18 protein-coding genes and 1 riboswitch are annotated in these 25,225 nt (G+C 31.5%); of the genes, 10 read left to right on the top strand and 8 right to left on the bottom strand.

All coding sequences use genetic code 11. The annotated features are described in order from the left end of the window. The first annotated feature begins 130 nt into the window (after positions 1-130). From EI427_RS24805 to EI427_RS24795, 3 genes are all read left to right on the top strand, one after another. A complete protein-coding gene (locus EI427_RS24805; RefSeq protein ID WP_126620142.1) occupies positions 131-3,052 on the top strand; it encodes a SusC/RagA family TonB-linked outer membrane protein in 2,922 nt (973 codons plus the stop codon). A gap of 20 nt (positions 3,053-3,072) precedes the next feature. Further along, positions 3,073-4,719: a RagB/SusD family nutrient uptake outer membrane protein gene (locus tag EI427_RS24800; RefSeq protein ID WP_126620140.1), complete on the top strand. Its 1,647-nt coding sequence runs from the start codon at positions 3,073-3,075 to the stop codon at positions 4,717-4,719. Between the two features lie 677 nt (positions 4,720-5,396). After that, a complete protein-coding gene (locus EI427_RS24795; RefSeq protein WP_170178612.1) occupies positions 5,397-6,782 on the top strand; it encodes a TolC family protein in 1,386 nt (461 codons plus the stop codon). Between the two features lie 65 nt (positions 6,783-6,847). Here the strand turns inward: EI427_RS24795 and EI427_RS24790 are convergent, their stop codons facing one another. The 3 genes from EI427_RS24790 to EI427_RS24785 all read right to left on the bottom strand — a co-directional run bounded on the left by EI427_RS24790 (position 6,848) and on the right by EI427_RS24785 (position 8,483). Next, positions 6,848-7,867 (bottom strand): FUSC family protein, encoded by a 1,020-nt coding sequence (locus EI427_RS24790; protein ID WP_126620137.1) that lies wholly within the window; start codon positions 7,865-7,867, stop codon positions 6,848-6,850. 153 nt (positions 7,868-8,020) lie between these two features. Then, entirely contained in the window at positions 8,021-8,185 is a 165-nt protein-coding gene (locus EI427_RS26035) for a hypothetical protein (protein ID WP_155523323.1), read from the bottom strand. A 43-nt stretch (positions 8,186-8,228) separates the two neighbouring features. Beyond that, on the bottom strand, positions 8,229-8,483 hold the full coding sequence (locus EI427_RS24785) for a hypothetical protein (RefSeq protein ID WP_155523322.1): 255 nt from the start codon (positions 8,481-8,483) through the stop codon (positions 8,229-8,231). Positions 8,484-8,544: 61 nt separating this feature from the next. After that, a riboswitch (SAM-I-IV-variant riboswitch) is annotated at positions 8,545-8,641 on the bottom strand. A gap of 335 nt (positions 8,642-8,976) precedes the next feature. Here EI427_RS24785 and EI427_RS24780 point away from each other — a divergent pair. The 4 genes from EI427_RS24780 (at position 8,977) to EI427_RS24765 (ending at position 15,911) form a co-directional block, all read left to right on the top strand. Continuing rightward, on the top strand, positions 8,977-9,387 hold the full coding sequence (locus EI427_RS24780; protein ID WP_126620133.1) for a hypothetical protein: 411 nt from the start codon (positions 8,977-8,979) through the stop codon (positions 9,385-9,387). Between the two features lie 172 nt (positions 9,388-9,559). After that, a complete protein-coding gene (locus EI427_RS24775) occupies positions 9,560-10,891 on the top strand; it encodes an MATE family efflux transporter (RefSeq protein ID WP_126620131.1) in 1,332 nt (443 codons plus the stop codon). Beyond that, entirely contained in the window at positions 10,888-13,179 is a 2,292-nt protein-coding gene (gshAB, locus tag EI427_RS24770) for a bifunctional glutamate--cysteine ligase GshA/glutathione synthetase GshB (protein ID WP_126620129.1), read from the top strand. Before EI427_RS24775 ends, gshAB begins: the two co-directional genes overlap by 4 nt. A gap of 113 nt (positions 13,180-13,292) precedes the next feature. Further along, positions 13,293-15,911, top strand: a complete 2,619-nt coding sequence (locus tag EI427_RS24765; RefSeq protein ID WP_126620127.1) for a thioredoxin domain-containing protein — start codon at positions 13,293-13,295, stop codon at positions 15,909-15,911. A gap of 61 nt (positions 15,912-15,972) precedes the next feature. Here the strand turns inward: EI427_RS24765 and EI427_RS24760 are convergent, their stop codons facing one another. The 3 genes from EI427_RS24760 to EI427_RS24750 all read right to left on the bottom strand — a co-directional run bounded on the left by EI427_RS24760 (position 15,973) and on the right by EI427_RS24750 (position 19,476). Beyond that, complete coding sequence (locus EI427_RS24760; RefSeq protein WP_126620125.1) at positions 15,973-16,908, bottom strand: CPBP family intramembrane glutamic endopeptidase; 936 nt, start codon at positions 16,906-16,908, stop codon at positions 15,973-15,975. A gap of 315 nt (positions 16,909-17,223) precedes the next feature. Beyond that, positions 17,224-18,051, bottom strand: a complete 828-nt coding sequence (locus EI427_RS24755) for a sulfurtransferase (protein WP_205727980.1) — start codon at positions 18,049-18,051, stop codon at positions 17,224-17,226. 105 nt (positions 18,052-18,156) lie between these two features. Further along, positions 18,157-19,476, bottom strand: coding sequence for a PhoH family protein (locus tag EI427_RS24750; RefSeq protein ID WP_126620121.1), 1,320 nt, complete (start codon positions 19,474-19,476; stop codon positions 18,157-18,159). 424 nt (positions 19,477-19,900) lie between these two features. Between EI427_RS24750 and EI427_RS24745 the strand changes: the two genes are divergently transcribed. Both EI427_RS24745 and EI427_RS24740 read left to right on the top strand, forming a co-directional pair. Continuing rightward, positions 19,901-20,425: a DinB family protein gene (locus EI427_RS24745; RefSeq protein ID WP_126620119.1), complete on the top strand. Its 525-nt coding sequence runs from the start codon at positions 19,901-19,903 to the stop codon at positions 20,423-20,425. A 113-nt stretch (positions 20,426-20,538) separates the two neighbouring features. Then, positions 20,539-21,072, top strand: a complete 534-nt coding sequence (locus tag EI427_RS24740) for a hypothetical protein (RefSeq protein ID WP_126620117.1) — start codon at positions 20,539-20,541, stop codon at positions 21,070-21,072. A gap of 128 nt (positions 21,073-21,200) precedes the next feature. Here the strand turns inward: EI427_RS24740 and EI427_RS24735 are convergent, their stop codons facing one another. Together EI427_RS24735 and EI427_RS24730 are read right to left on the bottom strand one after the other, a co-directional pair. Beyond that, positions 21,201-23,012 carry an AGE family epimerase/isomerase gene (locus tag EI427_RS24735; RefSeq protein ID WP_126620115.1) on the bottom strand — a complete coding sequence of 604 codons (1,812 nt, stop codon included), beginning with the start codon at positions 23,010-23,012 and terminating at the stop codon, positions 21,201-21,203. Between the two features lie 157 nt (positions 23,013-23,169). Continuing rightward, the gene (locus EI427_RS24730) at positions 23,170-24,069 is read right to left on the bottom strand and encodes a sulfite exporter TauE/SafE family protein (protein WP_126620113.1); all 900 of its coding nucleotides are present in this window, start codon (positions 24,067-24,069) and stop codon (positions 23,170-23,172) included. Between the two features lie 275 nt (positions 24,070-24,344). Between EI427_RS24730 and EI427_RS24725 the strand changes: the two genes are divergently transcribed. Further along, positions 24,345-25,208, top strand: coding sequence for a mechanosensitive ion channel family protein (locus EI427_RS24725; protein ID WP_126620111.1), 864 nt, complete (start codon positions 24,345-24,347; stop codon positions 25,206-25,208). Positions 25,209-25,225 lie beyond the last annotated feature (17 nt).

Below are 25,225 nucleotides of genomic sequence, written 5' to 3'. Positions count from 1 at the left end.
AATAACAATACTTTGGAATAAATAATAAAAAATAGTAATTATGGTTTATTAAAAATTAATAATAATTAAAGATGAGAGACTGATTTTTTTAAGCAACATATAATTAACTAATTTATTTAAACTTTTAATAATGAGAAAGATATACCTAATATCATTACTGTTACTATCATCAATTTTCACTTTCGCCCAAGATGTTTTAAAAGGTACTGTTAAAGACGATAAAGGAGAAGGAATTCCTGGAGTCTCTGTACTTATTAAAGGCACAACAAGGGGAGGAATTACAAATTTTGATGGAGCCTATTCTATTATTACACCTAAAAGTGGGGAGGTAATTTTATTTACCTACATGGGAATGAAACCCCAAGAAATAACTTATTCTAGTCAGCAAAATCTGGATGTTACTTTGCAAACAGATGTAACAGAATTAGACGATATTGTAATCGTAGCCTACGGAGCTCAGAAGAAAACATCTGTAACCGGTGCAGTGGCAAAACTAGATGCAGATGAGTTATTAGATGTAACAACACCAGATGTTTCTGGCTTACTACAAAGTAAAGCAGCTGGTGTACAGGTAGCTTCAACCTCTGGGCAACCGGGAGCAACAACAGAAATTCGAATTCGTGGTAAGGCATCAATGAATGCTTCTATTGATCCGCTTTGGGTTGTTGACGGTGTTATTATGCATGGAGTTCCAGAAATTAACCCTGCAGATATAGAAACTATTTCGATCTTAAAAGATGCATCAGCAACTTCTCTTTATGGTTCCAGAGGTGCTAATGGTGTTGTAATGGTAACTACTAAACGAGCAAAAGATGGAACAAGTCAGTTCAACTTTTCTGCAAAAACAGGTATTACTCAATTAAATCAAGGAAATTTTAAGTTAATGAACGGTCAACAAATGGTTGATTATTATAAAAGTTTCCCAAACCAAGGAGATATTCCTTCTGATATTTCAGACAATTATGACCAATTGACAAATCAGAATACAGATTGGGTAAATAACGGTACACAAAATGGTATTGCACAAGATTATAGCCTAAGCTACACTGGAGGTACAGAGAAAATGAGAACTTTTATTTCTGGTGGATATTATAGTGAAGATGGTGCAGTAAAAGGGTATAATTATGAACGTTATACGACAAGAATGAACTTAGACTATAATGTAAACGATCGGTTAGTATTTAAACCTAAAGTAGCACTTACTTACAAAGAAACGATGGACCGTCAGCATGATTTATATCAAATGTATAGAAATATGCCTTGGGATAATCCTTATGATGCTAACGGTAAACCTGTTAATCCAAGAGACCCCAATGTAATGTGGCATGGTAGAGATATGAATAATTATTTATATGATTTGCAATGGAACTATGGGGAAACGAATGACTTTAATATGATCTCTAATTTTGATATTGAATATGACATATCAAAACATATAAAGTTTGTGTCTACAAATAGTATTACTTACGGTAATGGAAATAATTATTCTTATGCAGACCCGCAATCGATTGCAGGAGAGGCCATGATTGGGAATATTTATCAATCTAAAAGTGAATTTGTCAATAAGTTTTCAAATCAAATGCTCCGTTATTTTAATACTTTTGGTAAGCATGATATAAATGCCTTGGTTGCTTATGAATACACAGATTATACCTATAATAACATGTCGGCACAAGGAAATGGAATTGTACCAGGCACTAAAATATTAGACGGTACTGCAGTGCCACAAACTGTGCAAGGAACTAAGTACGATTATGCATTACAATCGTTCCTTTTTAATATGAATTACGCTTACGATGAACGTTATATGGCTCAATTCTCTTTTAGAACAGATGGAGCATCTAATGTAGGTATTGATAACAGATACGGTAGCTTTTTCTCTATTTCTGGAGGATGGAACATCAATAAAGAGGCATTCTTTAAAAGTGATGCCGTAACTACATTTAAGTTAAGAGGAAGCTACGGATCTTTAGGCAATAGACCAGAATCTATGTATCCTTATCAAAGCTTGTATGCTTTAGATTTTAACTACAATGGTATCCCTGCTGCAGTACCAAGTCAGTATCCAAATTATAACTTAAGTTGGGAAAAGTCTTATCAATCAAATATTGCAGTAGATTTTGGTCTTTGGAATCGCTTAAACTTTACGTTGGAATATTATAATATCAATACATCAGACCTCTTGTATTATGTAAAACTTCCTGCCGTATCTGGGTTCGATGGCTATTGGGAAAATGTTGGTGGTGTTATAAATAATGGTGTAGAATTTATGGTATCCTATGAAGCCATTCAAAGAAAAGATTTCTCTTTAGGTTTTGATTTTAATATTGGTCATAATAGAAACCAAGTAACAGAGGTGTATCAAGACCAAAATGTAATTAGAGGAAATAAAATAACAAAAGTAGGGCACGATATAGATACTTGGTATTTGAGAAAATGGGCAGGTGTAGACCCGCAATCTGGCAATCCTACTTGGGAAAGTGTTGACCCGGAAACTGGAACAGTCACAATTACAGAAGATTATGCTCAAGCAACTTTGCAAGAAGTGGGTACATCTACTCCTAATTTTCAAGGTGGTTTTACAGCAAGGGTAGATTATAAAGGGGTATTCTTAAATGCTAACTTTGCTTACTCGCAAGGGGCAATGATCTACAATACAGCTAGAGAAACGTATGATTCTGATGGGGCTTATGCATCTTATAATCAGATGCAATTGCAAGATGGTTGGAATAGATGGGAAAAAGAAGGTGACGTGGCTACACATCCAAAATTGGAATACAATAATCAAAGTCAGAGTAACAAACCCTCGTCTAGGTACTTAGAGGATGGAAGTTATTTAAGATTAAGGAACGTAACATTTGGCTATAGACTACCAAATAAATTTAATGAGAAAATGAAAATTAAAAATGCTAGAGTCTACTTTTCTGGGGATAACCTATGGACAGTTACGGGATATTCTGGTATGGACCCAGAAGTGGGAGATGGTTCAGATATGTCTGCTTTCTACCCTGTACCAAAACGCTTGATGATGGGACTTAATTTTTCTTTCTAATTAAACTAAAAAGCATAAAAATGAACTTCAAAAAATATATATATTCAGCAGTTTGTGTCGCATTAGTTACCGCATGCGACATCCATAGAGATCCTTACAATTCTATAAATTCAGACGATTTATTAAGTACAGAGGCAGGGTTACAAACGGCAACAAATGGAAACTATGCCAACTTAAAAGGTAAAAAAGATGAATCTGCCTGGTTTGATGATTGGCATAGAATAACAGAATATCCAACAGATAATGTATCTTTAAGTGGTACAACAACAGACCCTTTGTTTTACTTTTATAATTTTAGAAATATTCCCAATAATTATAGGTCATCTAGGTTTTGGAGTTACTCTTATAGAACAATTGTAGGATGTAATCAAATTATTGAAAAAGCAGAAAGAGGAGTGTCTCCAGCAATGGATCAGTTAATTGGAGAAAACTACTATTTGCGTGGAATGTTACTGTTTTACCTCGTGAATGTTTATGGTCGTCCATATTCACAAGGACCTAGTAATTTGGGTGTTCCTTTAAAATTATCTACAGACGTAAAAGATTTACCCCCTCGTGCAACAGTTGGAGAAGTTTACGACCAAGTGCTTCTAGATTTAAAAGAAGGGGAAGAATTAATGACAATAAATAAAGGGAATATTTATGCAAGTAAAGAAGCTGCCCAAGCATTATTGTCTCGTGTATACCTTTATATGGACAATCTCGATAATAGCATCACTTATTCTGATAAAGTGATAAATTCTGGTAATTATGAATTATTAAGTACAGGTCAACTCACCAATTCTGTAGAACTTCCTCCAGAAGGGAATCCAGAAGAAATTTTTGCATTGAAATTCACAAAAGATTCTGATTATGGCCACGGTTGGTATACTGTTGGAGGAATGTATGCAACTATTAAAAATGTAGGATGGGGAGAAATGTATGCTTCAAAGACGTTTATTGATTTAATAAATCAGCATCCCGAAGATGCACGAAAAAGTTATTTTGAACCTCAGTATTTAGTCAATGATAATGGACAACAAATTCCAAGTGTATTTTGGGTAAATGAAGATTGGCAATACGTTCAAGCCGAATTGATAGATGATACTTACGTTATTTATAACGAAGAACAATATAATTTACAGACTGAAGGTCAGGATGATAACCTTAAATATTATTTTGTAGATGGTACAGGTACAAAACAATACTGCGAGAAAAACCATTTGATGGAGCACCGAAATGGATATCTGAAGTATTTTATTTATAAATGCTCTAAGCAAGAAGGTGAACCTCACTTATGGTCGCCTACAGTATCTAGATTGGCAGAATTGTATTTAAATAAGGCAGAAGCCTATGCTAAGAAAGGTGATGAAGCAAATGCACTTAAAAATGTTAATATTATAAGAGAAAGAGCAGGTATTACAACGTATTCTAGTGCAGCAGATTTCCCTGAAGGAACACAACTTTTAGATATTGTATTACAAGAAAGAAGGTTAGAACTTGTTTGGGAGGGGCATCGTAAATTTGATGTGTTTAGAAATAATAAAACAATGGATAGAAGGTACCCTGGTACTCATTTAAGTGGTTCAGGTGCTTACGAACAAATTGAGCCAACTCATAATAGAGTGATAGAATTTATTCCAGAGGATCAAATTCTTGTTCAACCTAATTTGATACAAAACCCGTAATTATATAATCTTTTTTCTTTATTGTTGGGGGCGTTTATGATAAACGCCCTTTTTTGTGCATTGCACAATTGATGAAATATAGAAATTATCTTATTCTTATGTGCTGATGTTGAAGCTAAACACGAAAATAAATAAAGTAAGTGAAGTAAAACTATTTGAATATCCTTCTTCTAAATACGTTTCTATTTTATACCTTTGCGATAGGGTAAGATTCATCTTTATTGCAATTTTGTTTTTAAACAATTTTGGTCAGACTTTAAAGATAGTCTTACCTTTTTTATTTGCCTAAAATGGGTTGCAACTGTTTCTAGAATCTAAGTACAAAAAAGTTTAATACTATATTATGTATATGTAGAAACATTTAATTAAACATCTTATAAAGTAATGCAACCCCTCTGGTTTTAGGATATTGCAATGCAATAGTTCTACATTTTTATAAAGTAACTTAAGAGGGTTCGAAAGTATTTTAATGAGTATAATTTGTATAGTCAACTATAAATAGTTATCAATCGATTTCAATAAAATGCTGATATATAATATTTTACAGATATTTGTATTGTGATTTAAGCAGAATCATTTAATAATTCACAACTGTTATTTTATTATTTGTATCAAAAATGAAACAATGTTACATAAAGATCGTTAAAAAAGTCACATCTGATTTATTTACGACATTTATGAAAAAAATAATTTACTTTCTCTCTTTATTATTAATACCTTTTGTGGGATATTCTCAAAAGGCACATTCTTTAGATAGTATTCCAGAAAGTTGGAATGTAGAAACGAATGATAGCACGTTAGCCATTGTAGAAAATGTTGCCAACTGGTGGAAGATTTTTAATGATCCGATTCTTAATGAATTAGTGAATAAAGCTGTAGATAATAACTTAAATATTAAAGTTGCAGTACAAAGAATTGAACAAGGTAGGTTAATACATAAGCAAAGTCAGGCTGCATATTACCCTTCAGTTGCGTTAAATGCCTCTGCTAATTTTAGCAATGTGGGTATATCTCCAACAGACAATACTGATAACACAATGATTTACAATACAGGTGTATCTATGTATTGGGAAATTGATGTATTTGGAAGAATTCGTAAAGGAGTTAAAGCTGCAAATTATAGCTATAAACAAGCTCAAGAAGACATGAAATCTGTTATGGTTAGTGTACTTGGCGAGGTTTCTTCAGCTTATGTTCGTCTTAGAATGTATCAGAATCAGATTATTGTAGCAGAATCAAATATCAAAGCACAATTAAAAGCATTGGACCTTGCAAGAGATAGGTTTCAATCTGGATTAACATCAAAATTAGATGTTTTACAAGCAGAGGCAATGTATGCAAGTACAAATGCATCAATTCATACACTAAATGCTCAGGTTATTGCAGAAGTGAATTTAATCCAAGTTTTTATTGGTGAGTATCCAGAACGTTTAAAAATTGCATTATTAGATGTTAAAGAATTACCAGGAGTACCTGTTCAGTTACAAACTCTTTTGCCTGTAGATATGGTAAGACAACGCCCAGACATTAAATCTGCAGAGAATGGCTTAATGGCAATGGTGGCTAATGAAGAACTTGCCAATGCAGAATTATTACCAACTTTAGCAATACAAGGTAATGTAGGTTTTGTCTCTAACGATGCTAGTGATTGGATAAATAGTGATGGGTTAGCCTATTATGTAGGTCCTAAACTTAGTTGGAATTTATTTAGCGGCTTGTACGAAAAAAGAAATAAACAGATTGCAAAAGTAGAAATGCAACAAGCTCAATTAAACTACCAAAACACGGTCTTAACAGCCATGAAAGAAGTAGAAAATAGCTTATCGAATATAAAAGAATTAAAAGGAGCGATGACTTGGTTAGATCAAACTGTTTCGGCATCAGAAGAGTCTGTAAACCTCTCAATAGATCAATACCAACAAGGAATTATTGATTATCAACCCGTATTAAACTCCCAACAGTCATTATTACTTGCACAGAATGAGCAGGTACAAACCAAAGGAAATCTTTTAGGGCAAATTATAGCCTTATACCAATCTCTAGGTGGAAATTGGGTTGAATAAAAATATGTTTTAATATAATGTAAGTGTTTACCCTCATTTTGCTTTGCAATCTGAGGGTTTTGTTTTTAAAGACGATTCCCTTTATTTGTAATTTGATGGTGCAACCTCACCGATACTTGATGCCCAATATAAATAAATAATATGCCTATAAGAAAGACGGCCAGTACTGTTCCAAATGCAGTAGGGTTTACCAATGGAGGAGGAGTAATACTGTATAAAACAGGCCCAACAACCATAATCATTTTAAAGAAAAATTCGTGTTTTGCATGTTTAAAAGACATGTACATAAGGTAACCATAAGTGCAACCAATAAACAGAAAATTGATATAATAAGGTAAGTTTAAATAAGGAGAAACAACTTTCAATAGAAAAACTATTACTGCAGAAAAACTAATAATTTTAATTTTAGCATAAACCATAGGTACTGGATTTTTATATAAAGTAGTACTTGCAAAAAGTATTGTAAGCATAACACCAGCGCCTTGCAATGCTTTTGTACCTGCCAAAATATAGAGCAGAATATAACCTATATATGTAATTAAGGCTCTTAAAAATAACTGAAAGTGCGTAGGTTCTTCCATACCATGTGGTGGTTGGTTAGTAAAAGCAAATTCTTTATTTATTTTTAAAAAGATTCCTAAAGGAATAAGTATAAGTGCACAACTTAAAAGTGTCTCAAAAATTCTGTCTTCAATAATGGGTAATACACTTTGACTATCTGCACTATGAAAATTACCAATTCCAAAAATCCCTATGGTTACATTAATAATAAAGAAGAAATAGAAATACTTTTTATACTTTATAGAAAGGTGACTAATCAACATAATTAAACACACTAAACAAGCATAATAAAGGTATCTATTTGTTACCCCAGAGAGTGCAAATAATAAAAAAGCACCAAAAAAAGTTGCTGATACTCTGTAAATACTCTTATGGAAAAAGTTTTTTCTTGTTGGTGAAAATATAAGTGGAAGCGTAAGCAACCCCCATTCTGGGTGAGGAAGTTTATAATAATGTTGAAGGAATAATAAAGCAAGTACAATACAACCGTAGAGAACGCTTAGTGATTTTAATTCTTTAGTCATGATATAGAAATTAATTGGTTAACAATTAGTTTCAAAAGTATAATAAATAAATGCGTACTCTTGGTAAAATAATCTTTATTGGTGGTAAAATAAACTTATTATAATACAATTTAGAGGGTAACCTTTTCAATTCAGTTACCCTCCAAATTATTTTTACAGACTTCTTGCTTCTAACACATCCCTTAATGCTAAAACTATAGCTTGGTTATGGTGTGATACGGAAGTAGATTTCTGTGCTTTTAATACCTTCAAAGCACTGTTGTTTAATGCAGAAAAATGATCTAAAAACTGGATGTAAATATCTTGTGATAAGCTCATGTCTTTGTTCTTTTAAAGTTTTTTATAAATACTGACAAGTAATTTAGAGTGTAAACAATTGGTTGTTTACAAATTTCACTTTACGTAAAATAGACATACGCCCACCTTGGATAATTAAATCAGTTCCTTTGATTTTTCTTTTCGAAATCTCCTCATTTAAAGCAGCTAAATAAACACCTCTGGAGCCAGTCCATCCGGTATTACCTACTTCGCGATTAAATTTAGAAATTAATTCATCTGTTGTAAGTGATGAAAAATAAACTTTTTTCTCTTGATAAAAATCTTCTAAGAATGTCATTGTCATACAGATTATAAGTGAATAATCGATTAAAATGACATCAAGAAATTTAAGGAAAATGGTTGGGAAGGCATTTTGTCCATCCGAGGACCACATCCATTTTACCACCGTGACATAACGCTCGGTTGGCATCCATTTAAGGATTCTTGATGTTGCTACAAAGCTAGAATAAAAATTTTAAAAACTCAAAATTATTTTAAAAAATATCCTTTTACTACATGTGTTATTTCCTGATTTAGTTATTGAGCTTTAACCGTAGTCGATTTTTAAAAGCACCTTTAAAATGCTTTTAAATTATTAAATAATCACTATTTCAAATAGCGAAAATAGGGTTGTCCTGAAAGCAAAACGCATATAAAAAATCAGTTTGATATAATTTAATTAGAGGTTTATAAAGGCCTATATTTTGAAGGTATTACTTTAGGTACTTAATAACCGTTAAGACTGCTTTATATATGAATCAAATATCATATATTCACGTTTAATAAAGCAAATGAAAAATAAATACACAACCTTGTTCCAAATGTGCCTTTGCACAATCGTCGCATTTTTATGTGTCGGATCTTCTCCATCAAAGGAGGGAATAAAGGCTTCGTGTTGTTCAGAAGAAGTCCCAAGAATCACTTCAATTACTACCATTTGTGCTGTTTCTATAGATAATATTGAAGACAAAACAGCAGAAAGGTGCTGTATGCCTTCTCCAATTTCAACGGCTACAGAATCAGCATTAAATCAAGTACCATTTAATGTAAGTGTATTTGGTAATACAATAAATTATAAGCTTACATTTGGGCAGAAAACTCACCTAAAAAATCTTCTTAAAAAGAAAAAAAGTAAATTTTTAGCTATTTATTCCCAGCGGAATAAATACCTTCTAATTTGGCTTTGTCGGTTAATAATTTAGCTGATTCTAATAATCTCAATACATCTAAACTCTTTTAGATTTACAATTTTGTCTTACAAGATAATTACACTTATTTTAAGTAACAGATCAGTTTAAAACGTGAACTTTAATTTCCGTTTATTAGACTGATAAAAACTTAGGAGAGCGTGTAAATTATTTTCATGAAAAATATATGAAAAAAGATTTAACTAACGGTCCTGTTTTACAAGGTATCGTTGGGTTGGCATTGCCAATTATAGCCTCTTCTTTCTTACAGTTTGCATACAATTTTACAGATATGCTTTGGGTAGGTCAGTTAGGAAGTAATTCGGTAGCAGCAGTAGGTACATCTGCCTTTTTCTTGCAATTAACATGGGCATTTGCTTCTGTTTTTTTATTGGGTACAGGAATTTCTGTGTCTCATGCAATAGGAAAAAAAGAGAACACAACAGCACAAAATATTGCTAGAGAAGCCTTGTTTTTTTTAGTAATAATTGTTGCAGTAATGGTCTTTATAATTCAACTTTTTTATAGAGATCTTATTGGGTTTTTTATGTTGAATGATCTCGTTGTGGAAAGTTTAGCCTACGATTATTTAAGGTGTGCATCTTTAGGGTTATTATTTATACTTACAGTTAATTTATTTACTGGAATAAGTAATGCAAGAGGAGATGCCAAAACACCTTTAAAAATTACCATAATTGGTGTAGTGATAAACATACTACTCGATCCAATATTTATTTTTGTTTTAGACCTAGGTGTTTTAGGTGCTGCTTTGGCTACCATAATAGCACAAAGTATTAGCTTATTCCTATTTTGGAATAAAGCAGCTCAAGACTTTTTAGGAAAATATAAAGAGTGGGAGTTTACAACAGGTACAATAAAAAAGACTATAAGTCTAGGTTTTCCCCCATCAATACAACGCATAATTTTTACTGTTGTAGGTATAATAATGGCAAGAATTGTAGCACAATGGGGTAGCGATGCCATTGCTGCACAGAAAATAGGACTACAAATAGAATCTATGACATTTATGGCCACTGGTGGTTTAATGGGAGCAATGATGTCTTTTACAGGCCAAAATTTTGGAGCACAAAAGTTTAACCGTATTAGAGAAGGTTACACTACTGCTTTAAAAATTGGAGTTGCATTGGGTGTAGTAATGGGAATTCTTTTTTATTCGTTCCCAACATTTTTTGTACGTCTTTTTGTTCAAGAAGAAGCAACAGTAACCATTGGTGCAGATTACCTTAGAATTATAGGGTTATCGCAAGTATTTATGTGTGTAGAAATGATAACATCTGGTATAATCAATGGTTTAGGGAAAACAAAAGTACCTGCAACTATTAATATCACCATGACGTTAATTCGTATTCCAATGGCCATTTACTTATCTTCTTTTGCAGCAATAGGTATTAATGGAGTATGGTTAGCCATTGCAATTAGCACTGTTTTAAGAGCGACATCTTTATCCATCGCTTATCAATTTATAAAAAGAAAAATTATATTAAATAGCACAATATGAAAGCCTTAGATTCAATAATTAATAACTATAAGTCAAGTCATTTATTTGAGGGAAGTTTTGGACTCGAAAAAGAAAATATACGAATAGATAAGAATGGTAAGATTGCATTAACGCCACATCCATCTCGTTTAGGAAGTAAATTAACACATCCATATATTACTACAGATTTTTCAGAAAGTCAGATAGAAATGATTACTCCTCCTTTGCCTTCCATTCATGAAGCATTAGGTTTTTTGGAGACCATTCATGATATCGTTTCTGAACAATTAGGTGATGAATATTTATGGCCACAAAGTACACCTCCAGACCTTCCTGAAAACGATAATGATATTCCGATTGCCAATTATGGCGAAGGTGGAGAGGTGAACGAAGAATACAGAAACCACTTGGCTACTAAGTATGGTAAAAAGAAGCAATTGCTTTCTGGTATACATTATAATTTTTCTTTATTAGAAAAAAACCTTAAATTTTTATATGATAAGTCGGAAGAGAAAGCACAACCTTACGCACAATTCAAAGAAGCAGTTTATTTAAAAATTGCAAGAAACTTTTTAAAATACAGATGGTATTTAGTAACGCTTTTAGGGGATAGTCCTGCATTGCATAGTTCTTACATGAAATGTTGTATTGATACACTGCCAAAAGCAACCTCGGATGCCCACCATTTTACAGAGGCAACTTCTATGCGAACAAGTGTATGTGGTTATAAAAATCAAGAAGACTTACTACTTGATTATACCTCTATGGAAGGATACCATAACAGTATTCAAAATGCTATAGATAAGGGCCAATTAGAAAGTGCCAAAGAGAATTATTCACCTATTCGTTTAAAAGAAATAAACGGACAATTAGAATATTTAGAAATTCGATTACTAGATTTAGACCCTTCTGTTAAACTTGGTATTACAAAAGAAACAGCAGATATTGTACATATGTTCTTGTTGTTTTGTCTGTTAAAAGAAGAAACAATTTTTGATGCCACTGTACAACTTACAGCTAACGAAAATCAAGAAATTGCTGCTACGATGGGACTTTCTAAAACTGCAAAAATTGAGTTTGAAGGTAAAGGAATGAATCTTCAAGAAGCAGTAGCAAGAATTACAAGACAGATAGAACACACGTTAGATAAGTTGTTACCAGAAAGCTATGTAAATTCTTTAGAACATCTCATTAAAATTTCTGATGATATCAATGACCGTCCTGCTGCTAAAACTTTAACAGCTATTCAAGGAACTTCATTTTTAGCATGGCATTTACAAAAAGCCCAACTTTATAAGCAGGAAAGCCTTAACCATTCTTATAAATTTTATGGTTTAGAAGATATGGAACTGTCTACCCAATTGTTGCTTAGAGAGGCAGTTTTAAGAGGTATTATTTTCGAAATAATGGACCGTTCAGAAAACTTTGTTCGTTTAGAAAAAGATGGCAAAGAAGAATATGTAATGCAAGCTACTCGTACCTCTTTAGATAACTACGTTAGTGTGCTTATGATGGAAAATAAAGTAATGACTAAAAAGCTTATTGAGCGTGTGGGAATTCGTACACCAAAAGGCGAACAATATATAGATCATTACAAAGCAAAAGAAGACTTCTTGTTTTACAAAAATAAATCTGTTGTAGTAAAACCTAAATCCACAAATTTTGGGTTGGGTATTAGTATTTTAAAAAATAACACAAAAAAAGAAGTCTTTGATAGAGCTATTGAAATAGCTTTTGAACATGATAATTCAATTTTAGTAGAAGAGTTTGTAAGTGGAAAAGAATACCGAATTTTTATCATAAAAAATGAAGTAGTAGGTATCTTACATCGTGTTCCCGCAAATGTTAAAGGAGATGGCGAAGCAACCATAAGAGAGCTTGTTATTGAAAAAAATAAAGATCCTTTAAGAGGAAAAGGGTATAAAACGCCATTAGAAAAAATAGCACTTGGAGAAGCAGAAGAAATGTTTTTACAATCTCAGGGACTAGATTTTGATTTTGTTCCATCTAAAAATCAAATAGTTTACCTAAGAGAAAATTCTAACATATCTACGGGGGGCGATAGTTTAGATTTTACAGATGATATTCCGGAATCATATAAAAAGATTGCTGTTGATGCAGCTAAAGCCTTAGATGTAGAAATTACAGGCTTAGACATGATGATAGATGACATTTCTGAAGAAGCAAATGACAGTAATTATGCAATTATTGAAATGAACTTTAATCCTGCAATTCATATACATTGTTATCCTTATAAAGGAAAAAACAGACGATTAAATGCTAAAGTATTGGATGCTTTGGGATACTAATTTTTTGTAATAATCAATCAGTGAGGATAAATATTCTCACTGATTGATTCATTGAATATTTTTTTATAGATTTGACTAGCTCTTAAAACTAATTCTACAACTAAACGAAAACAATGAAACTAATTACGTTTTTTTCTCTACTTTTTATTTCCCTATATAGTAACGCTCAGAATATTAAAGGAACGGTAGTTAACCTCACCACAAAAGAGGCTGTGCCTTATGCTAATATTATCTTAAAAAACAACCATTTAGGTGGCTATAGTAAAGACGATGGGAGTTTTATAATTCCAATTAATAAAGATCAACTACAAGACTCTCTTCTTATTTCTTCTATAGGGTTTACTCCAAAAGTCATCCCCATAAAAAAACTGTCTTTTTTGATTACAAATAAGATTTTCTTAGAACCAAAAGCTACCGAGTTAGATATGGTTCATGTTACTTCTAAAATGCCCACTGTAAAAGAAATTATTAGAAAATCTACATCAAAATTCAGAAAAGATTTTAGAGAAAAAGCATATCTAGGAGAATTTTATTATGCCGAAAATAAATTTATTGATAATGAATTTGTCTCTGGTTTAGAAGGAGTAGGAGATATTTATTTTGAGCAGTATCAGTCCTCAATGCCTGCTTATTCTACAAATCAAGGGATGAATAAACTATTATTTGATGAATTAAGGGCGAATAAAGACCATAATTGGAATTTTGATCCTTCTTGGGATTTATCTAATCTTGATAAAGGTGCATTAAAAACATATAATAAATATGATATGTTAGCCTTTTATAAAAGGCAATTTACAGACTTTAATTTTTTACAGAGTAAGCTATTATTAAAATATAACTTCAGTTTTATTCGGAATAGTCCACTTATTAAAACGAGTGATTATACATACAATTTGCGAGATATAGAAAATAGAAATAATGAACCTGTTTATGTCATAGAATATCATTCTAAAAATGATAAAACAGAGGGGGAAATATATATTAGAGAAAACTTTGAGGTATTAAGTATTACATCCTCTAATTTTGAGATCAAACATAAAAAGAATTATCTGCCATTTATAACTCCTAATTATCAAAATAAAAAAGAGTCAAAAGGTTCAATTCAGTTTGGTTATGTAGGGAAGAAAAATTATACCCAAAAAGTAGATTATCAAGTTAATTATGATGATCCTAAAAAAGATATTACATATAAAGGTACTTTAGAAATTACTAATTTTAGTACAGTGGAGTGTTATCAGTTAAGAGCTGCATCTATATTTCGTTCGGCAGATGCAAGTAATTTACTTATAGATTCATTTGCTCCTTATGCTAAAGGGAATTCATTTTGGACTTTCAGAAGCATTAAATCAACAACTTATTCTGAAAATATTAACAGAAAAGAAATTGGTGAGAAAAGTTTAAATGAAAGGTATACTCCATATGAGGCTGAACGATATTCATTGTTGGATTATGATAAAGATGATCTTCAGCCTAGAATAAAAAGAGACTATTTTAAGTATGTGAAATCAAGAGAGCTATTAAAAAGGAGTACTTATGGTGATTTAAGAATAACCGATAATTCGAAAAACAAAAAGGCACTTAAACATGAATTTGATAGCATGTTTTCGATAAGAAATTATAAACATCAATATTTTGCGGTATCAAAAGAAATAATGGACAGTTTAGATTACCATTACTCTTTTCTAAAGCAATTAGAAGAAGGAAGTGAAATATTAAATAACCTAGATTATCATACCGATTATGAGGCTTCTTACAACTTAAATAAAGCAGTTACAAAAAATTTGGCAGATACGCTTTTTGCTCATAAAGAGAAATTATCAGAACGTTATTTAAAAGAGTCTAAAGGAAATATTATTGCTTTATGGTTAGAATCTAACACAATGTATACCGAATATTTTCCGGATTCTATCAGACTAAACAACCCAAATCATATTTTTAATGCTTTGCAACAATTTGATTTAAATGATACAACAATGTACACTAGCCCAGTACTAGCCCAGTATATTTCAGAATTAATTTTTACGCAAATAACTGTAGTAGAAGATGAATTTACGCCATTGGAAGGAACCAAACTGATGCAAAAATCAAATTCAGATGTAGAACGTTTTCAGGCTATAAATACGAAGTACATAAAAAATAAGAGTCTACAAGAAAAAGTATTATATGAGTATGTGAAGGAGTACGTTTTTTATGATGATACATTGTCTAACCAAAACTTTAATTATTATGTTCATCAGTTTGATGAAACCTATCAAAATTCTGATTATACTAGAGAATTGGCAGTTTTATCAAAAAATAGGAAAGGTTTTATTCAACAAAAACTACCTAATAAGTTTACGCTTTTAGATCCAAATTTAGATGAGGTAATAAGATCATTCAACAAAGGGATATACATAATAGATTTTTGGGCTTCTTGGTGTGGGCCTTGTGTTAAAAGTATGAAAGAAGACTATCCAGAAATTCTTAAAAAGTACAATTCAGAAAAAGTCAATTTTGTATTTATATCATTTGATCAACAAATAAGTAAATGGACAGCATTTATTGAGAAGAACCCTTTAGAAAATACAGAACAGTTTAGAGTTTTAGATGCTGATGTTACTAAGCTATCGGAAAAGTTAAACATTCAAGGTTATCCAACACAGTTAATAGTGAAAGATGGCGTAATTCTTAAAAGAATAACAGGAGCAAATTCATATCAATTAGAAGAGACATTAAAGCAACTCATAAATTGATTTAATGCTTTTTAAACTTACAGGCCATTCACTTTAATTTAATTTTTGTGAATGGCTTTTTTTACATGTGTAGGTAAGCAAATAATTCCATTAGTAATGCAATGCCTACATGCAGAAAAACACCACCCCAAAGGTTTTTAGAATAGTAAGAAATTACACCTAAAATGTAGCCTCCAAAAATAGAGCTTATTGCTTCTCCCATAGGTTTACCAAAATGATATACTGCATAAGTAAATGCCATTGGTATAACGACATCTTTACCCAAGTACTTAGTGAAACCTAGTATTAAAAAGCCCCTAAAAAACAACTCAACAGATATAAATTCTGAAGCATAAACAGTTTCATAAATTGTTACAAATATCCATTCTGGCAAATGGTAAACTTGTGCCATTAGAGCTCCACCAGATTTTTTATAAAAGGGATAAAATTTTTGAAAACCATCTAAAAATGATGCTCCAGCTATAATAGGAACCATGCAGGCCAATAATATCACATAGATTTTTAAGTTTTTGGCTTTAAAGTCTAATCCATAAAAATGCAAACCTTTATTTCTATCAAAAAGCCAATAAACACCTCCAACAAGTAAGAAAATGAGCGATAATTTTCTAAACTTCGTCATTACTCTACTTATATAAAGTTTTGTTACTCCATCAAACAAATCAGCAATATATATGTGATAATAGAAGGAACGAGAAATTGCTAGTATTAGCATCGCTAAAGTAAGCTTAATCCAAAATGATTTTGATTGGTGAAGTACCTTTCTATTTGTGGTGAAGTGTATGCCTAATAAAACAAGGAAATAGGCCGAATAATGATAAATGAAAAACCCAATTGTATGAAAAATTGTACGGGCAAATTTATCAATATAACTATCTTCAAAGTCTAAACTATAATTAAATGCAAGAAGGCCACAACCAATAATTAGGAGTGCGGCAATAAACTTTTTTGTATAATAATCTCTTTGGAAATCTTTGAAGTAGGTTAGTATAAGTTTCATGCTTATTTGCAGCAATAAAACCGTACCATATTAAGGAGAGGAAAGAAAGGTCTTATAAATTTTCTAGATTCTGCTTAACCATTCATGTGTAATAAACAATTAAGGTACAATAGTCTGTTTGTTTTAAATACTTATTTATGATGCTATCGCAATAAACATTCTTTCATTTCACAATAGATTTTCCTTTGCTGTGTAATAGGAAAAGTACTAGAAAAATTTATAAGACTTCTACGTTCTTTCTTTAAAATATCTGTTTATATAAACGTCTTTTTTAATTGTCTTGATAATTAATTAATGATTAAAAACTATCATTATTTAACTTTTTATGATAGGGAAGTCAGATTGTCCCCATTCACTCCAAGAGCCGTCATAAACAGCTTTTTCTTGATTTAAAATACCTTCAGAAGCCAAATAAACTACACATGCAGTTACTCCAGAACCGCAACTGAAAATTAAAGGTTTATCATCTAAATTCAGTGCGTCAAATAATTCCCTTCTTTCTTCTTCACTTTTAAATTTCCCATCTTTAAGTAAAGATTTAAACGGTAAATTTAAAGCATTCGGAATATGTCCACTGCGTATTCCGGCTCTTGGTTCCTCTACAGTTCCATCAAATCTTTGTGCCCCTCTGGCATCTATTAATTGGTATTCTTTAGTTGATATATTGGTATTTACCTTAGCCGCATCAACTACATTTTTAGAGGAGAATTTAGCAGTAAAATCACCTTTAGGATATTCTTTTTTTGAAATTTTTTCTATTGAATATCCATTTGATAGCCAACTGTCTAAACCACCATCTAATACATGTACATTATCAAAACCCATAGACTTAAACATCCACCAAGCTCGTGGACTAGTAAAAATACCTAGGTTATCATATATCACTACAATACTATTATTATTGATACCTAAATTACGGCATGCATTTTCAAAATCTTTCGCGTTTTGAAGTGTATTAGGTAATGGATTATTTTGATCGCTAAAATCATTTTTTAGATCAAAAGTTCTAGCATTTAAAATTTGTAAACCTGGGTTTTTAGGTGTTAACCCTACTTTATCTCCAGGCTGACTAGCATCTAAGACAATTACATTAGGTTGATTAATTATCTCGAATAATTCTTGAGCTGATATTATAGTATTCATGATTTAAATGTACTATTTATATCTAAAAAAAATTATAGTTACACAAAAAAAAAGTGCGTTACTATTATAAGTAGTAATGCACTTTTATGTGATTTTGCGGTGAATTTATAATTTTTCGTTGGCTAAATTAGCAAGAGCACTTCGCTCACCTTTCATCAATTTGATATTTGCAAAGAGAGGGTCACCTTTAAGTTTATCAATCATAAAACTTAGACCATTACTTTGTTCATCAAGGTAAGGAGTGTCAATCTGCTTTACATCTCCTGTAAAGATGATCTTTGTATTTTCTCCCGCTCTTGTTACAATTGTTTTAATTTCGTGAGGAGTGAGGTTTTGAGATTCATCAATTATCATGATTACATTTTCTAAGCTACGTCCTCTAATAAAAGCCAAAGGCATAATTTCAATTTTACCCTCTTCTAACATACCATCTATGTTTTTGGCTTTTTTCCCATTGCTAGAAGTTTGGCTCTTAATAAACTTAAGATTATCAAAAAGTGGTTGCATATACGGATTGATCTTCTCTTGAGCATCTCCCGGTAAATACCCAATCTCTCTGTTAGATAAAGGTATTATTGGTCTAGCCAAAATTATCTGATTGTATTGGTTAGAGCGTTCTAAAGCACATGCCAAAGCAATTAATGTTTTACCCGTTCCTGCAACACCTTGTAGTGTAACTAATTTAATATTGTCATTTAAAATTGCATGAATGGCAAAAGCTTGTTCTGCATTTCTAGGTTTAATATTGTAGACATATTCTTTTTCTACTTTTTCTATATGCATTGTGTGCGGATTATAGAAAGCGAGAGCAGAAGAAGTGCCATTTTTTAAGATGTAATACTCATTGTTTACTTTTTTGTCACCAAGAATACTGATGTCTTCAATTTTACCATTTTTATAGAAATTACGAATAAGGTTACTGTCAATACCAGAAATCTCTATAAAGCCACCATGGATTTTCTTTACATCCTTAACCTTACCCTTCATTAAATCTTGGGCTGGTAAACCTATTGCTTTTGCCTTTACCCTAAGGTTAATATCCTTAGTAATAAGTACAATTTTACGGTCTGGAAATTTCTCTTGTAAAACAACAGCAGCATTTAATATTTTATGATCGTTCTTTAGGTTACCGTACGTATTTTCTACAGCAGAAGCCTTAGAAGAATCGTGCATTAAAATTTTAAAATCGCCTTTGTTATCTCCGGGTAGAGGAATCCAATTATTTAAGTTTTTGTTGATAGAAATATCGTCAATAAAACGACAAACGGCACGAGCTTCGAAATTTTTAGTGTCATTCCCAATTTTAAATTTATCAAGTTCTTCGAGTACTGTTATAGGAATGGCAACATCATTCTCCTCGAAGTTCGTTATAGAATCGTGATCAAAAAGTAATACTGAAGTATCAAGAACAAAAATTTTCTTCATAGTAGTATAGTTAAGTTTAATGCTACTATAAGCTAATAATTATTATTCAAATACACTAATGATTTATTATTGCACTATTAAAGTTAATGTTTAGTTCAGTTTTATATATTTATTGGTATCTACCTGATAATGTAGAGGTTTCCATTTTTGTAAATTTGCCAAAATCGAGGATATATTTTTTTTTCATTTAATTAACTATCGTTAGATAAATCAAATTCAAAATTAGAATTGTATTATTTTTGGGTACAAATAAATTTTAAATGTATATTGTATATGAAGTACCGCATATTTAGTATCACTTAATAAGTAGAATAACTATAAAAAGAATCAAGAGGGTTTTAATCAATAACTTTAATTTGAAAAATTTCTTTTAATGATTGAGGTACTGACAAATAATTAATAATCTACTACTAAATTAAAAAAAATGAACAAGAAAGAACTTCCTTTTATGCCTGAATATTTTGATAGATATATCAATCTTACAGAAGATAACAATGTAGTAGATGTACTATCAGAATCGATTACAAAAATTAATAGCGATTTTGTTGAACAACTAGAAAAATTAGGTACTCAAGTATATGCTGCCAATAAATGGACTGCTTTAGATCTGCTTCAACACCTAATTGATACAGAAAGGATTTTAGCATATCGAGCTTTACGCTTTGCTCGTGAAGATAAAACACCAATTCCAGGCTTTGAGGAAAACGATTATGCAGTAAATAGCATGGCCAACCACAGAGAATTGTCAGACTTAATTAATGAGTTTCAGGCGGTACGTTTAGGTACAATAGCTTTATTTAAAAGTTTTTCAGACGAAATGCTTTTACAAGTTGGAACTGCAAGCGGACAAGAAATTAGTGTTTTAGCACTTGGTTTTACAATTGTAGGACATCAAATACATCATATGAATATTTTAGATGAACGATATTTCCCGATGTTAAATAGTTAGTATTATTTCTTTAATCATAAATCATAATCTGTAATTCTTTAATTATTTTCTGTGATTTTTATTTCAATTAATGCCGTTTTCATAAGTATCATTACACAAAAATACATACAATTATGAAACACAAATTTTTATTATTTATCGCGGCATTTATTGGTTTAAGTAGTTTTGCAATCGCTCAAAAAGCTGTTTTAAAAGTTAAAGAAATAGACCAAAGTGAAGTAGACGGTACAATCTATCAACATATTGATGCAGAATTTCCAGAAGGATTTGTTGATTATGTAAACATTATACCTGTTGCATTAATTCAGAAAGATTATGAAATGGTCTACCATAAAAAACCTGTGTTAGGTTTATTTTCTAAAACATATGAAGTATATGTAAAAACAGAAAATGGTACTGAAAAAGTATATTTAGATAAAGAAGGGAAAATCGTTTTAATCAAAAGAAAAATTGATAATGTTCAACTTCCTCAATACGTTTTAGCGAAGGTGAATAAAGATTTCCCAGATTGGACAGTAATTGGTGCTTCAGAAAAAATAAAAGCTGGTTTTGAACGCGGTAAAGAAGTTTACAGAGTATTTCTTATCAAAGGAAAAGATAAAAAAGATGTGTATTTAACAGGACATGGAGAATACACTTCTAAATAATAGCTAATTAGTACAAATAGAATCGATTACTAACGAATAGAAATTCTATTGTAGTACTTCTAAAATAAACAAGAGTCATCCCTTATTAGAAATAATACGGGATGACTCTTATTTATAATCAAAGGATACTAGTTTTTAATAATTTTAAAACCTTGATTTATTTCCTCAGATTGTATATTTACTATATAAATTCCTTTTGGAACTTTCTGCAGGTTTTCTACAATAGTAGTAGGAGTATTTGTCAAATTTTTATAGAATATATTACCAAACATATCATATATACGTATGGTATAGTATCCATTAATTGTTGTTTTGATAGTTATTTTATCAGAAAATAATGTAGGGAAAACTTTAATTTTTTCATTTTTAGAAATAGCTGCAGTAGTTAATACAGAAGTTAAAGGTGTAGGAGTAAATTCAACTTTAAAAACGCCTCCACGATTTGCTAATACACTAACTTCATTTTGTTCGCCATTAAAATTAGCGTATTGTTTCCCATCAAGTTCTACATTAGAAATTTTTAATTGACTATTAGGGTAGGCTAATGGCATTAATGTAAATACTTTGTCTTCTGATGGTGTTAAATAATAATATAGACTAAATTTTGAAGCGGTAAGATAAGCTTGTCCATATAAATAGGCAAAGAAGCCCAATTCAGCATCATGAAATCCAGATTTAAACATATTGGCTTTTAAACCATCAATTGGATTTCCCCCAGGAGTTACATATTCATGAGAAAGGCCAATAGACGAAATCATGTTTTGCTCAAAGAAATAAAGAGATTCATCTGCCATTTGTAGATAGCGTTCTTTCTTGTCCTTATCATTTGTAATAAAAGAGGCAATCATTGGTCCAGTAAAACCTTGTTCAACTACCCAATGGCATTTGTTTCGATCCGTAACTACACCAGTTTTCCAATTTGCCCATTCATACGGAGCACCATTATTTTTATCATACAAATTAGAAGTATAAACATGATCAATAATTTCTTCTGCAGCAGTTCTGTAGCTTCTATCATCAAAATAAACAGCAGCTCTACCTAAGCACCAAGCAGTTTTAAGCATGTGTCCAACGCTCGCTCCAGTATTGTCTTGGTTAATACTCCAATCTGAATGGAAGTTTTCGGGGAAACCAATTTTAACGCCCTCCGCATCCATATTTCCTGCTAATTTATCTCGTGATATGTCTGCTAATTGTTGGTAACGTAAATTATGTTGTTCTTCATTCGTCATAAGGGCAAGTAAAGCTGCATGCGTATTAATTCCATCAATAGTACCTGTAAACCCTTTGCCGTATTTATTGCCCCATCTTCTTGATGCATTTTCATAATAACCAAAATTGGTACTGTGGCTATCCCAAACATGTTCATATAAAGACACCATAGATTTATCTAGCCACTCTGTATGGCGATTTTCCGATGCTATTCCTCCAAGTACATCTACCATAGCAATAATACCTAAAATTGCATACTCTTGTTGGAAAGTCCACTTAGAGTTTTCATTCCATGGAGGTCCAAAACTTTTATCAGCATCTACATTATATGTAAAGTACCAACCGTCGTATTCTTCGTCCCAACCTTTTTCATAGAGAAAATCGAGTGCATGTTCTGCATCTTTAAGGTATGTTGTGTCTCCAGTGAGCATAAAAGCCCTAGCAAATGTATAGGCCACTCTAGTTTGACTACAAAAACTTTTTAAGTTATAACCACCAGTCCAAGATTCCATTTGCTCCTTTTTAATACTTCCATCAGCTTCAACAAAAGAATAATATCCTCCTTTTTCATCTTTGGTTGTACGTAAGAAATCGGCAACTCCTTTTACAAATTTAGTGGCTTCAGTCGGATCATTTAGAAATGTTGACTTTGTTTGGTATTGTGCGTAGACATTCGTTGTTTTCCATACCAATAAGGCACAGAAAATTAGTATAGTTTTAGTTTGCATAGAAAAATGCTGATTAGTTTTAATAGTAGCTTTATTTTAAATAGTGCTGCAATCTACTCTATTTAATTGAAAATGAGTAAAATATACTACTTAAACTTTTCTGTCAACTGATTTTCTTATGCTATTTACTATACTTTTGCCATGAACTAACGTCTGTTTATTCTCCTGAAACTATTTCTTTAGAAGAAATTAAATAAGATTTACCCATTAACCATGTTGTGTAAGCTACAACAAAAATTATAAGGTATTGTAGTAAATTTAAATCAAGTGATTTAACAAGGTAGGCAGCAACAAAAACACCTATTGTACCGCATATATTCATTAGTATAGTTCCCTTCATAGAAACAACATCTTCTTTAAGAAATTTAATCCCTGCAAAAGGAACCAATAAAGCTGTAGAACCCATCATAATAGGAAACGTTGCGGCAGGGTTTAAACCTAAAAGGTAAACGGTAACCATACATGGCGCAAATAACCCAACACCAACAGTATTTAAAGCACCAAACAAGAAATTAGCAATACAAGCAACAACTAATTTCCAACCTTCTAGCCCCATTGCATTTCCACCAACAGGAAATACTTCCATCTTACCTAAAATTAAGGTAAGCCCCATAATTGCCAAAGCTATTGTCATGGTAAGTTGTATAGTTTTCTTTTTCATTTTAGAAACTATTCTTGCTCCAATTAATGCTCCCGCTAAAGCAGAAAATATCATAGACATTAGTGTAGTGGTATCTACAGGCACGGCTTTAATAAAAATAAATGCCTGAGCAATACAAACAATTGCAACACCAGCATTTAATGTTCCAGGAATTTTCTTGTCTTCTACAAGTTTGAAATTCTTGAAAGAACTGGTCATTATTGCAAAAGACCCGATACCTAAAGTATCCATAAAGTTACCTACAAAACCAGTTAACCCCAATCCAATACTACTTTCTGTTTCTATATTATTAATAGCTAACCTTTTTCTTAATTGCTTAATTAAAACAATCATAAACCAAATTCCAGACAAGACAAGCAGAGAAAGAAAAATAGTTTTTATAGAAATATTTTCCATTATGAATCAATAAGAAATATGTAAATAATAATTTAATAGACGCGCCAAATGTCAATAAAAAAAACAAAACATTCTACTTCTATTAATAAGTGTTTGCTTTATAATGAATACCGATGTTTTATTGATTTATGGTATTTTTATTCTAGTTATTTGTTAGTCCTCTTTTTGATTAAATTTCCTTTGCTGAATAAATGTTTATGATTAAACAAAAACACAATTAATACACTTTACTTTGTGGGCATATAAAAATAATAATCTATAACTACTATAAGAAGATGGAAGAAATTACCCAATATCAAGACGACATTTTGAGATTATTTTCTCGCTACGGTTTACAAATGATTCAAGGCATTGCCTTTTTCTGGATTGGTACAAAAATTACTAAAAGAATAACACTTATAGTAAATAAACAAATTAAAAAGAAATCGACGAACCATGCTCTAATAGACTTCTTTACACAGCTTACATCTGTAAGTTTAACAGTGATTATATTTATAGGTTCTATAGATATGGCAGGTGTAGAGACGACCTCTTTTATTGCAATGTTAGGTTCTGCAGGTTTAGCGGTAGGTTTAGCTTTGCAAGGTTCTTTGGCCAACATTGCAGGTGGAGCCTTACTGTTAACTTTGCGTCCTTTTAGAAAAGGCGAGTTTATAGAAGTAAACGGACATTTAGGTACAGTAATAGATGTCGGTCTTTTTGCTACAACAATCCAAACACCTAAAATGCGTCAGGTATTTTTACCAAATGGATCATTAGCAGGTGGTGTAATTAAAAATTATTCTAGAGAAGGGATTACTAGGGTAGATGTTCCTATTGGGATCTCTTATGGAGCAGATATTAAAGAAGCTAGAAATGTATTACTAAATGTAATTATGAACGATAAGCGAGTGCTTAAAGACCCAGAAGCACCAGTAGTTTTTGTTACTAATTTAGGCGATAGCTCAGTTGATTTACAATTAAGAGCTTTTGTTAAAATTGAAGATTATTGGGGATTCTTATTCGAAACTTTAGAAGAATGTAAAATTGCACTTGATAATAACAAGATTGAAATTCCATTCCCACAAAGGGTATTGCATATAGAAAAAGGAGAAACGGAAACGTCAGATATTGGTGATTTAATGGCCGATATTGCTTAAAAATAGAAAAGCACCTA

This window comes from Flammeovirga pectinis (assembly GCF_003970675.1).
GTDB classification, from domain to species: domain Bacteria; phylum Bacteroidota; class Bacteroidia; order Cytophagales; family Flammeovirgaceae; genus Flammeovirga; species Flammeovirga pectinis.
Note: the sequence above shows the minus strand (reverse complement) of the source record. Positions and strands in the feature narration are given on the sequence as shown.

Coding starts and splice junctions, on each gene's coding strand:
- EI427_RS24805 (WP_126620142.1), top strand. CDS start 131: ATGAGAAAGATATACCTAATATCATTACTGTTACTATCATCAATTTTC.
- EI427_RS24800 (WP_126620140.1), top strand. CDS start 3,073: ATGAACTTCAAAAAATATATATATTCAGCAGTTTGTGTCGCATTAGTT.
- EI427_RS24795 (WP_170178612.1), top strand. CDS start 5,397: ATGAAAAAAATAATTTACTTTCTCTCTTTATTATTAATACCTTTTGTG.
- EI427_RS24790 (WP_126620137.1), bottom strand. CDS start 7,867: ATGACTAAAGAATTAAAATCACTAAGCGTTCTCTACGGTTGTATTGTA.
- EI427_RS26035 (WP_155523323.1), bottom strand. CDS start 8,185: ATGAGCTTATCACAAGATATTTACATCCAGTTTTTAGATCATTTTTCT.
- EI427_RS24785 (WP_155523322.1), bottom strand. CDS start 8,483: ATGACATTCTTAGAAGATTTTTATCAAGAGAAAAAAGTTTATTTTTCA.
- EI427_RS24780 (WP_126620133.1), top strand. CDS start 8,977: ATGAAAAATAAATACACAACCTTGTTCCAAATGTGCCTTTGCACAATC.
- EI427_RS24775 (WP_126620131.1), top strand. CDS start 9,560: ATGAAAAAAGATTTAACTAACGGTCCTGTTTTACAAGGTATCGTTGGG.
- gshAB (WP_126620129.1), top strand. CDS start 10,888: ATGAAAGCCTTAGATTCAATAATTAATAACTATAAGTCAAGTCATTTA.
- EI427_RS24765 (WP_126620127.1), top strand. CDS start 13,293: ATGAAACTAATTACGTTTTTTTCTCTACTTTTTATTTCCCTATATAGT.
- EI427_RS24760 (WP_126620125.1), bottom strand. CDS start 16,908: ATGAAACTTATACTAACCTACTTCAAAGATTTCCAAAGAGATTATTAT.
- EI427_RS24755 (WP_205727980.1), bottom strand. CDS start 18,051: ATGAATACTATAATATCAGCTCAAGAATTATTCGAGATAATTAATCAA.
- EI427_RS24750 (WP_126620121.1), bottom strand. CDS start 19,476: ATGAAGAAAATTTTTGTTCTTGATACTTCAGTATTACTTTTTGATCAC.
- EI427_RS24745 (WP_126620119.1), top strand. CDS start 19,901: ATGAACAAGAAAGAACTTCCTTTTATGCCTGAATATTTTGATAGATAT.
- EI427_RS24740 (WP_126620117.1), top strand. CDS start 20,539: ATGAAACACAAATTTTTATTATTTATCGCGGCATTTATTGGTTTAAGT.
- EI427_RS24735 (WP_126620115.1), bottom strand. CDS start 23,012: ATGCAAACTAAAACTATACTAATTTTCTGTGCCTTATTGGTATGGAAA.
- EI427_RS24730 (WP_126620113.1), bottom strand. CDS start 24,069: ATGGAAAATATTTCTATAAAAACTATTTTTCTTTCTCTGCTTGTCTTG.
- EI427_RS24725 (WP_126620111.1), top strand. CDS start 24,345: ATGGAAGAAATTACCCAATATCAAGACGACATTTTGAGATTATTTTCT.